This is a genomic window from Streptomyces sp. MCA2, assembly GCF_023544705.1.
GTDB lineage: Bacteria > Actinomycetota > Actinomycetes > Streptomycetales > Streptomycetaceae > Streptomyces > Streptomyces decoyicus.
Genome location: NZ_JAMJFM010000103.1, coordinates 1 through 9,192 on the forward strand (window position 1 = coordinate 1; position 9,192 = coordinate 9,192).

Consider the following 9,192-nt stretch of genomic DNA (forward strand, 5'->3'; position numbering starts at 1 on the left):
CCCACCCCCACAACAGCGCCCGCCCCCACCCCCAGGCTCGACCTCGCCCACACACAACCATCTAGCGCGCGCTCAGCCCTCCCCCGCGCTCCGCACCAGCTCCTTCAGCGCGATGTTCAACTCCAGGACGTTCACCCGTGGTTCCCCCATGAAGCCGAGGGTGCGCCCGTCGGTGTGGTGCGCGACCAGCCTCTCCACCGTGGCGATGGGAAGGTGGTTCTCCTTGGCGACGGTGGCGGTCTGCACCTGGGCGTACTCCGGGGAGATGTCCGGGTCGAGGCCGGAGCCGGACGAGGTGACGGCGTCCGCCGGGACCTTCGACTCGGGAACCCCGTACGTCTCGGAGACCCACTGCTTGCGCTCCTTCACCGCCTTGACGAGGTCGGTGTTGGTGGCGCCCAGGTTGGAGGCGCCGGAGACCTGGAGGTCGTACTGGGTGTTCACCCCGTTGGTCCTGTTGCTGCCCAGTCCCGCCGAGGGGCGCGGCTGGAAGAACTTCAGGTCCGGGACCGGGTTGCCGCTCTTGTCCTTGCCCTTGTCGTAGCGCTGGCCGAGCAGCGACGAGCCGACCACCTTGCCCTGGGAGCTCACCTCGGACCCGTTGGCCTTGCCGGGGAACGCCGCCTGCGCGACCCCGGTGACCACCAGTGGGTAGATGACCCCGCAGACCACGGTCAGTACGAGCAGGGCACGCAGGCCCGCTCCGATCAACCGGGCGGTGTTGCGTACGGAGTTGTTCACGGCGGTCACCCGATTCCGGGGATGAGAGTGAGGAGCAGGTCGATGAGCTTGATGCCGATGAACGGCGCGATCAGGCCGCCCAGCCCGTAGACGGCGAGGTTGCGGCGCAGCATCCTGTCGGCGCTGACCGGCCGGTACTGCACGCCCTTGAGGGCGAGCGGCACCAGCGCCACGATGATCAGCGCGTTGAAGATGATCGCCGAGAGGATCGCGGAGTTGGGGCTGGACAGCCGCATGATGTTGAGGGTGTCCAGGCCGGGGTAGGCCACCGCGAACATCGCCGGGATGATCGCGAAGTACTTCGCGACATCGTTGGCGATCGAGAAGGTCGTCAGCGCGCCCCGGGTGATCAGCAGCTGCTTGCCGATCTCGACGATCTCGATGAGCTTGGTCGGGTTGGAGTCCAGGTCCACCATGTTCCCGGCCTCCTTGGCGGCCGAGGTGCCGGTGTTCATGGCCACACCGACGTCCGCCTGCGCCAGCGCGGGTGCGTCATTGGTGCCGTCGCCGGTCATCGCGACCAGCTTGCCGCCGGCCTGCTCCCGCTTGATGAGCGCCATCTTGTCCTCGGGGGTGGCCTCCGCGAGGAAGTCGTCCACACCCGCCTCATCGGCGATGGCCTTGGCCGTCAGCGGGTTGTCACCCGTGATCATGACGGTCTTGATGCCCATCTTGCGCAGCTCGACGAAGCGTTCGCGCATGCCGTCCTTGACGACGTCCTTGAGGTGGATGACTCCCAGGACGCGGGGCCCGCTCTCGTCCTCCAGGGCGACCAGCAGCGGCGTGCCGCCGGCCTGCGAGATCGCATCGGTGAGCTGCTGCGCGTCCTCGGCGACACTGCCGCCGCGCTCCTTGACCCAGGCGATGACCGAACCTGACGCGCCCTTACGGACCTTGCGCCCGTCGACGTCCACACCCGACATCCGGGTCTGGGCGGTGAAGGGCACCCACTCGGCATCGGTCAGTTCCCCCTGGTGCCGCTCGCGCAGCCCGTACTTCTCCTTGGCGAGGACGACGATGGAGCGGCCCTCCGGCGTCTCATCGGCCAGTGAGGACAGCTGGGCGGCGTCCGCCACCTCGGCCTCGGTGGTGCCGCGTACGGGGACGAACTCGGCGGCCTGGCGGTTGCCGAGGGTGATGGTGCCGGTCTTGTCGAGCAGCAATGTCGATACATCGCCTGCGGCTTCGACGGCGCGGCCGGACATGGCCAGGACGTTGCGCTGCACCAGCCGGTCCATCCCGGCGATGCCGATGGCCGAGAGCAGCGCGCCGATGGTCGTCGGGATCAGACAGACCAGCAGGGCGAGCAGCACGATCATGGGCTGTTCGGCCCCCGCGTAGATCGCGAACGGCTGGAGGGTGACGACCGCCAGCAGGAAGACGATGGTGAGCGAGGCGAGCAGGATGTTCAGCGCGATCTCGTTGGGGGTCTTCTGCCGTGCCGCCCCCTCGACGAGGTTGATCATCCGGTCGATGAAGGTCTCGCCGGGCTTCGTCGTGATCTTGATGACGATGCGGTCGGAGAGCACCTTCGTACCGCCGGTCACCGCGGAGCGGTCACCGCCCGACTCACGGATGACCGGAGCCGACTCCCCCGTGATGGCGGACTCGTCGACGGATGCCACCCCGTCCACCACATCACCGTCACCGGGAATGATGTCGCCGGCCTCGCACACGACGAGGTCACCGATGCGCAGCTCGGTGCCGGGCACCTGTTCTTCGCTGCTCCCGCTCAGCCGGCGCGCCACGGTGTCGGTCTTGGCCTTGCGCAGGGTGTCGGCCTGCGCCTTGCCGCGGCCCTCGGCGACCGCCTCGGCGAGGTTGGCGAAGAGGACGGTCAGCCACAGCCAGGCGGCGATGGCCCAGCCGAACCAGTCGGAGGGTGCCGTGCACGCGAAGATCGTGGTCAGCACGGAGCCGGCCTCGACGACGAACATCACGGGCGACTTGACCATGACCCGCGGATCGAGTTTGCGTACCGCGTCCGGCAGGGACGTGATCAGCTGCTTGGGGTCGAAGAGCCCGCCGCCCACACGGCCGTCGCCGGGCTTGTGCCCACTCGGGACGTCCTGGTGCGGAGCGCGGGTCGGAGTGGCGGTGGACATGGAGCCGGGCTCCTCCGGTTTCACAGGGACGGTCATGACAGCCCCTCCGCCAGCGGCCCGAGGGCCAGCGCCGGGAAGTAGGTCAGACCGGTGATGATCAGGATCGTGCCGACGAGCAGCCCGGCGAACAGCGGCTTTTCGGTACGGAGGGTGCCCGCGGTCTCCGGGACCGGCTTCTGCTCGGCGAGCGAGCCGGCCAGGGCGAGCACGAACACCATCGGCAGGAAGCGGCCGAGCAGCATCGCCAGACCGATCGTGGTGTTGTACCAGGGCGTGTTGGCGTTGAGGCCGCCGAACGCGGAGCCGTTGTTGTTGGCGCCGGAGGTGAAGGCGTAGAGCACCTCGGAGAAGCCGTGCGAACCGGCGCCCAGCGCCTTGGTGTTGAGCATCGAGCCCAGCGCGTCCGGCAGCACCATCGAGGCGGCGGTGAAGCCGAGCACCAGCGTCGGGGTGATGAGGATGTAGCAGGCGGCGAGCTTGATCTCGCGGGTGCCGATCTTCTTGCCGAGGTATTCGGGGGTGCGGCCCACCATCAGTCCGGCGATGAACACCGCGATGATCGCCATGACCAGCATGCCGTAGAGGCCGGAGCCGACACCGCCGGGCGCGATCTCGCCCAGCATCATGCCGAGCAGCTGGATGCCGCCGCCGAAGGCCGTGAAGGAGGAGTGGAAGGAGTCCACCGCGCCGGTGGAGGTGAGGGTGGTGGCCACCGAGAAGATCGAGGAGGCGCCGACGCCGAAGCGGGTCTCCTTGCCTTCCATGGCGGCGCCCGCGGCCTCCAGGGCCGGGCCGCCGTGGGCGAACTCGGTCCACATCATCAGCGCGGTGAAGCCGAGCCAGATGATGCCCATCGCGGCGAGGACGGCGTAGCCCTGCTTCACGTTGCCGACGAGCTTGCCGAAGGTCCGGGTGAGCGCGAACGGGATGACGAGGATCAGGAAGACCTCGAAGAGGTTGGTGAAGGCGTCGGGGTTCTCGAAGGGGTGGGCGGAGTTGCCGTTGAAGTAGCCGCCCCCGTTGGTGCCCAGCTCCTTGATGACCTCCTGGGAGGCCACCGCGCCCCCGTTGATCTGCTGGGAGCCGCCCATGAACTGGCCGACCTCATGGATGCCGGAGAAGTTCTGGATGGCACCACAGGCGACCAGGACGACGGCGCCGATGACGGCGAGGGGGACCAGCACCCGTACGGTGCCGCGCACCAGGTCGGCCCAGAAGTTGCCGAGCTCGCCGGTGCGGACGGGGGTGCCCCCTGCTCGTGCGGAGCCGGGACCTCGGTGCAGGGCGAAGCCGCGGACAAGGGCGATGGCGACGGCCATGCCGGTGGCGGCCGAGACGAAGTTCTGCACCGCGAGCCCGGCGGTCTGCACCACGTGGCCCATGGCCTGTTCGCCGCTGTAGGACTGCCAGTTGGTGTTGGCGACGAAGGACGCCGCGGTGTTGAACGCCTGGTCCGGGCTGATGGACGCGAACCCGAGGGACAGCGGCATACCACCCTGGACACGCTGGAGCAGGTAGAGGAGGAGCACACCCGCCGCGGAGAACGCCAGGACCGCGCGCAGATAGGCCGGCCAGCGCATCTGTGCGTCCGCATGCGCGCCGATGCAACGGTAGATGACCTTCTCTATGCGTAGGTGCCGGGGAGAGCTGTAGACGGCGGCCATGTAGTCGCCGAGGGGACGGTATGCCAGGGCCAGCGCCGCGACGAGCGCTGTCAGCTGGAGCACGCCTGCGAGAACGGGGCTCATGTGGCCCGCCGCGGCAGCAGCAGTCGACACCTCAGAACCTCTCCGGGAAGACGAGGGCGAGGACCAGGTAGCCGAGCAGGGCGACGGCCACGACCAGGCCGACGATGTTTTCCGCGGTCACAGCTTCGCCACCCCCTTGGCGACGAGAGCCACCAGCGCGAAGACCGCGATCGTGACGACGACGAAGGCCACGTCGGCCATCGTGTGCTCCTAGTTGAATCGGGGAGGAACGGACCCCTAGAGCAAAGCGCTGTTCCCGCCGCATGTGACCGCCGTTGACGCCTCCCTTACGGCCATTAGCGCCCCGTTGACGACTTTCCTACGCATCGCGACCTGACCTGCACCAACGGAAGGGCCCGCACCCCCCATCGGGGAGTACGGGCCCTTGCGACCGTCACGATCCGGCCGTCACCGGGGCGCCTTGACGCCGCCCGGCCGCCGGAGCTGCTCAGCGGATCTCGGTGATCTCCGGTCCACGCTCCAGGCGCTCCACACCGCCGCCGAAGCGCGACTGCTCGACCGGCTCCTGCTGCACACCGTCCGGCACCATCTGGGCGTCGTCCGGCAGCTTCAGGACGATCGGGTCGCGGGGCGCCATCGGGGCGTCGCCGCGAATGATGACGGTGTCCCGGAAGATGTGTTCCAGCACGCCCGCGGCCTGCGGCTGCACCGCGCCCTGCCCGGAGATCACACCGCGCAGGAACCACCGGGGGCCGTCGACACCGACGAAGCGCACGACCTGCACACCGTTCGTGCCGTCCGGCAGCTGTACCGGTACCTGGGCACGCAGCTCCCAGCCCAGCGGGCCCTCGACCTCGTCGATGACGCCGCCCTGCTGGGTGATGCCGGCGGCGATCTCCTCGCGGACCTCGCCCCAGATGCCCTCGTTCTTGGGGGCGGCGAAGGCCTGTAGCTGTACGGCGCTGTCCTGAAGCACCACGGTCGCGGCGACGATCGCGTCACCGGCGACCTCCACCCGGAGCTCCATGCCCTCGACACCGGGCACGAACAGCCCGCCGAGGTCCACCCGGCCCTCGCCGGGCTCGGAGACCTCCGACGCGTCCCAGGGACCGTCGGGGCGCGGCGCGGGCGGAAGATTGAGCCGCTGCTGCGGCGCCTCGTCCTCGTCGGCGTCGCTCACCGCGTGCTCGTCGAGCGTGGTGTCCTCGACCGACTCTTCAGGAGCCTCGTTCTTCTTGCGACGTCCGAACACGTCACTGTCCTTCCCGGTCGGCACCGACCGATGCGTATTCATTCCCGCCCGTGGAGCCGCCCACCGCCGCATGACCGCCGGTGGAACCGAATCCCCCCTCGGCCCGCGCCGAGCCGGGAAGTTCCGCCACCTCGTGGAAGCGCACCTTCTCGACCTGCTGGACGACCAGTTGGGCGATCCGGTCGAACCTCTCGAACCGCACGCTTTCGCGCGGGTCGAGATTGACCACGATCACCTTGATCTCTCCACGGTACCCGGCATCCACCGTCCCGGGGGCATTCACCAGCGCCAGGCCGCAGCGCGCGGCCAGTCCGGACCGCGGATGCACAAATGCCGCATACCCGTCAGGCAGGGCGATCGACACCCCGGTGGGCAGCACGGCGCGCTCGCCCGGCGCCAGCTCGGCGGCCTCGGTGGTCACCAGGTCCACCCCCGCGTCGCCGGGATGCCCGTACGACGGAACGGGCACCTCCGCATCCAGCCGCCGCAGCAGCACATCCACCGGATTCCGTACCTGACTCACGGGTTCACCTCGAAGGCACGCGCTCGCTTGGCCTGGTCCGGGTCGGCCATCGCCGCCTGGATCTCCTCGGCCCTTCCGTTGTCGATGAAGTGGTCGACCTTCACCTCGATGAACACGGCCTCGGCGCGCACCGCGACGGGACCGTCCGGGCCGCCTATGCGCCCCACGGCCGTCGAGTAGATCTTCCGCCCGTGCACCGCGGTGACCCGCGCGTCCAGGTGCAGCACCGTGCCCAGCGGCACCGGCCGTACGAAGTCGGTCTCCAGCCGGCCGGTCACCGCGATCACCCGCAGCAGCCAGTTCAGCGAGCCGAGCGTCTCGTCCAGCGCGGTGGCCAGTACTCCGCCGTGCGCGAGACCGGGCGCACCCTGGTGGGCCTCCTTGACGGTGAACTCGGCGGACACGCTCACGCCGTCTCCGGCCCGCGCCTCCAGATGCAGGCCGTGCGGCTGACCCGTGCCGCAGCCGAAGCACCGGTCGTAGTGCGCGCCGAGGAGTTCTCCGGGTGCCGGCGCGTCGGCATGCCGGACCGGAGCGACGGCGTCCGCCGGTGGCGTCAACCGCGCCCTGGGTTCGTCAGTTCCACTCACGAGTGCAGACCCTACCCGCGCGCGTAAGGGGCCCGCGCCGCCGTGCCAAGCTGGAGCCATGCAGTCGTACGAAGAACGCCTCACCGCGCCCCGGTCCTGGTGGGTGATCGCCGCGCTGATCGGCGTCGCCTGCGCCTTGATGCTGCTCCCCCTGGGGACGCTTCCGATGCTCGGCGGCCTGATCGGCGGGGCGGCGCTGTCCGCGGTGGCGGTGAGCACGTACGGCTCGGCGCGGATCCGGGTGGTGGGCGGTGCGCTGATCGCCGGCGACGCGAAGATCCCGGCGACGGCACTGGGCGAGGCGCGGGCGCTGGACGCGGACGAGGCGCTGGCGTGGCGTACGCACAAGGCCGACGCCCGCGCGTTCATGCTGCTGCGCGGCTATATCCGCACCGCGGTGCGGGTGGAGATCACCGATCCGCAGGACCCGACGCCGTACGCCTATCTCTCGACGCGGGCGCCGGAGCGCCTGGTGGCGGCGCTGGCAGCCGTACGCGCCTGAGCTGCGCTTTCGGAGGCGGGAGGTCAGTCGCCCTCGGGCAAGGCTTCTTCGGCCGGTCCACCGTCCCTCGGAGCGGCCGGCGCCGAGTCGGGCAGGGCCTCCCAGGGGACCTGCTTCGTGCGCAGATCCTTACGGATCTTTTCCGCAACTTTTCTGGTGTCCCTGCGGTTCATGAACGCGCCGACGGTGGCGCCGATCATGAACGGGGTGAGGTTGGGGAGGTTGCGCAGCGTGCGCTTCATGATCTGCTGGCGCAGTTCCCGCCTCATCTGCACGCCGAGCGCGATGTTCAGCGAGGCCGGTTTGGTGAGGTCGACGCCCCGCTCCTCCGTCCAGGACGTCAGATAGGCCATGCCCCGCTGCCGGAAATTCCCGGCGGGCCGGAGGCCGTAGACCTCGTGCAGCTCGGCGATCAGTTTGATCTCGATCGAGGCGACGCCGGTGACCTCGGCGGCCAGCTCGGCCGGCATGGCGGGCGGTACGGGCAGCATCGCTGCCGCGCCGACGCCCGCTCCGACGGTCGCGGTGGCCCGGCAGGCGCCCGCGACGAGCTTGTCGGCCAGGTCCTCGGGGGTCAGTCCGGGGAACTGGGCGCGCAGGGTGGCGAGGTCACGGACCGGGATCCGCGGGGCGGTGTCGATGATCCGGTCGGCGGTCACGGCAAGCACAGCCCGCACCCTGCCGCCGGTTCTCCCGGCACCGCGGCCGACCGTGGCCGCGAGCGAGGCCGTGCGGCCCCTCCCCCGCTCTCGGCTTCGCTCGAGCGGGAGGTGTCCCCACGGCGACGCACCGGTCGTCCGCTCCGCGGGAAGGGCGGTCGGGTCGGCGGGCACGGGCGCGGTTTCCTCGCGTGATCGTGCGCCGGCCGCCGAGCCTTTGACGCCCTTGGAGCCCTTGCGGAACGGGTTCACGCCTGCCACGGCGTAGACCGGTCTCAGGCCGCGCAGTCGCGGCAGATCGGCTGCCCGTTCTTGTCCTCCGCGGCCAGCTGGCTGCGGTGGTGGACCAGGAAGCAGCTCATGCACGTGAACTCGTCCTGCTGCTTGGGCAGCACGCGCACGGCCAGTTCTTCGTTGGACAGGTCCGCTCCGGGCAGCTCCAAGCCCTCGGCCTGCTCGAACTCGTCGACGTCGACGGCCGAGGCGGACTTGTCGTTGCGCCGCGACTTCAGCTCTTCAATGCTGTCCTCGTTGAGGTCGTCGTCGGTCTTGCGTGGGGTGTCGTAATCCGTAGCCATTTTCGCTCTCCCCCTCTGGGTGTCTGCGGTGTCTCAGCGCTCGTAACGCGTGAGAGGCCGGACTTGTGCCCGACCTGAGGCGGAGATTTTGCCTCACATCAAGGTCTGTTACTCAATCGACACCCAACCGCACCCCTGAAGAGGTGATCGGTTTGGATGGCGATCAGGACCGTACACGGTCCGAATGTCGCACCTCGCGCAGCCCACCACCTGTACTTCCCGTGATGTCACCCCCCGGAAACCCGGACTTCCCCGGCATTCCGACGTGGTTTTCGATCACGGAGCGTAGATGGCTGGAAAATCGCGCCTGTGAGGCATCACACACGCACAGACCGGCAGGCGGACCGGTTCAATTCAGCGCAAAGCGAACTCGGCGAAGGATCCACGCCGACCCCCCTTCTCGTCAAACCGGCAGGCGAGGCGGCGTACGGCCGCGAGACGGGCGATCGTACGCACAGATGTCCGACGACTGCCCGCGGGGGCGCACAGTCGCTCCAGCGGGCGTACAACCGCCCTGTGGCCTGCGTCAGAGC

10 protein-coding genes are annotated in these 9,192 nt (G+C 69.4%); 1 reads left to right on the top strand and 9 read right to left on the bottom strand.

Annotated elements, in window-relative coordinates; genetic code table 11:
- Positions 1-72 precede the first annotated feature (72 nt).
- The 7 genes from kdpC to M8I34_RS40740 form a co-directional block, all read right to left on the bottom strand.
- Positions 73-741, bottom strand: coding sequence for a potassium-transporting ATPase subunit KdpC (gene kdpC / locus M8I34_RS40710; RefSeq protein WP_250058106.1), 669 nt, complete (start codon positions 739-741; stop codon positions 73-75).
- 5 nt (positions 742-746) lie between these two features.
- Positions 747-2,846 (bottom strand): potassium-transporting ATPase subunit KdpB, encoded by a 2,100-nt coding sequence (gene kdpB, locus M8I34_RS40715; RefSeq protein WP_250058107.1) that lies wholly within the window; start codon positions 2,844-2,846, stop codon positions 747-749.
- 32 nt (positions 2,847-2,878) lie between these two features.
- Positions 2,879-4,594: a potassium-transporting ATPase subunit KdpA gene (gene kdpA / locus M8I34_RS40720; protein ID WP_250058110.1), complete on the bottom strand. Its 1,716-nt coding sequence runs from the start codon at positions 4,592-4,594 to the stop codon at positions 2,879-2,881.
- Positions 4,595-4,625: 31 nt separating this feature from the next.
- Complete coding sequence (kdpF, locus tag M8I34_RS40725) at positions 4,626-4,715, bottom strand: K(+)-transporting ATPase subunit F (protein WP_033264828.1); 90 nt, start codon at positions 4,713-4,715, stop codon at positions 4,626-4,628.
- Between the two features lie 327 nt (positions 4,716-5,042).
- Positions 5,043-5,807, bottom strand: a complete 765-nt coding sequence (locus tag M8I34_RS40730) for a DUF3710 domain-containing protein (protein WP_030089251.1) — start codon at positions 5,805-5,807, stop codon at positions 5,043-5,045.
- Position 5,808: 1 nt separating this feature from the next.
- Positions 5,809-6,330, bottom strand: a complete 522-nt coding sequence (gene dut, locus M8I34_RS40735) for a dUTP diphosphatase (RefSeq protein ID WP_250058108.1) — start codon at positions 6,328-6,330, stop codon at positions 5,809-5,811.
- Positions 6,327-6,920 (bottom strand): PaaI family thioesterase, encoded by a 594-nt coding sequence (locus M8I34_RS40740; RefSeq protein WP_030993548.1) that lies wholly within the window; start codon positions 6,918-6,920, stop codon positions 6,327-6,329. The genes dut and M8I34_RS40740 overlap by 4 nt, the downstream gene beginning before the upstream one ends.
- A gap of 58 nt (positions 6,921-6,978) precedes the next feature.
- Between M8I34_RS40740 and M8I34_RS40745 the strand changes: the two genes are divergently transcribed.
- On the top strand, positions 6,979-7,422 hold the full coding sequence (locus tag M8I34_RS40745; RefSeq protein WP_250058109.1) for a DUF3093 domain-containing protein: 444 nt from the start codon (positions 6,979-6,981) through the stop codon (positions 7,420-7,422).
- Positions 7,423-7,445: 23 nt separating this feature from the next.
- On the opposite strand, the gene M8I34_RS40750 is transcribed toward M8I34_RS40745, so the two are convergent.
- Together M8I34_RS40750 and M8I34_RS40755 are read right to left on the bottom strand one after the other, a co-directional pair.
- Complete coding sequence (locus M8I34_RS40750) at positions 7,446-8,342, bottom strand: hypothetical protein (protein WP_374211059.1); 897 nt, start codon at positions 8,340-8,342, stop codon at positions 7,446-7,448.
- A 14-nt stretch (positions 8,343-8,356) separates the two neighbouring features.
- Positions 8,357-8,659 (bottom strand): DUF4193 domain-containing protein, encoded by a 303-nt coding sequence (locus M8I34_RS40755; RefSeq protein WP_003982531.1) that lies wholly within the window; start codon positions 8,657-8,659, stop codon positions 8,357-8,359.
- Between the last annotated feature and the right edge of the window lie 533 nt (positions 8,660-9,192).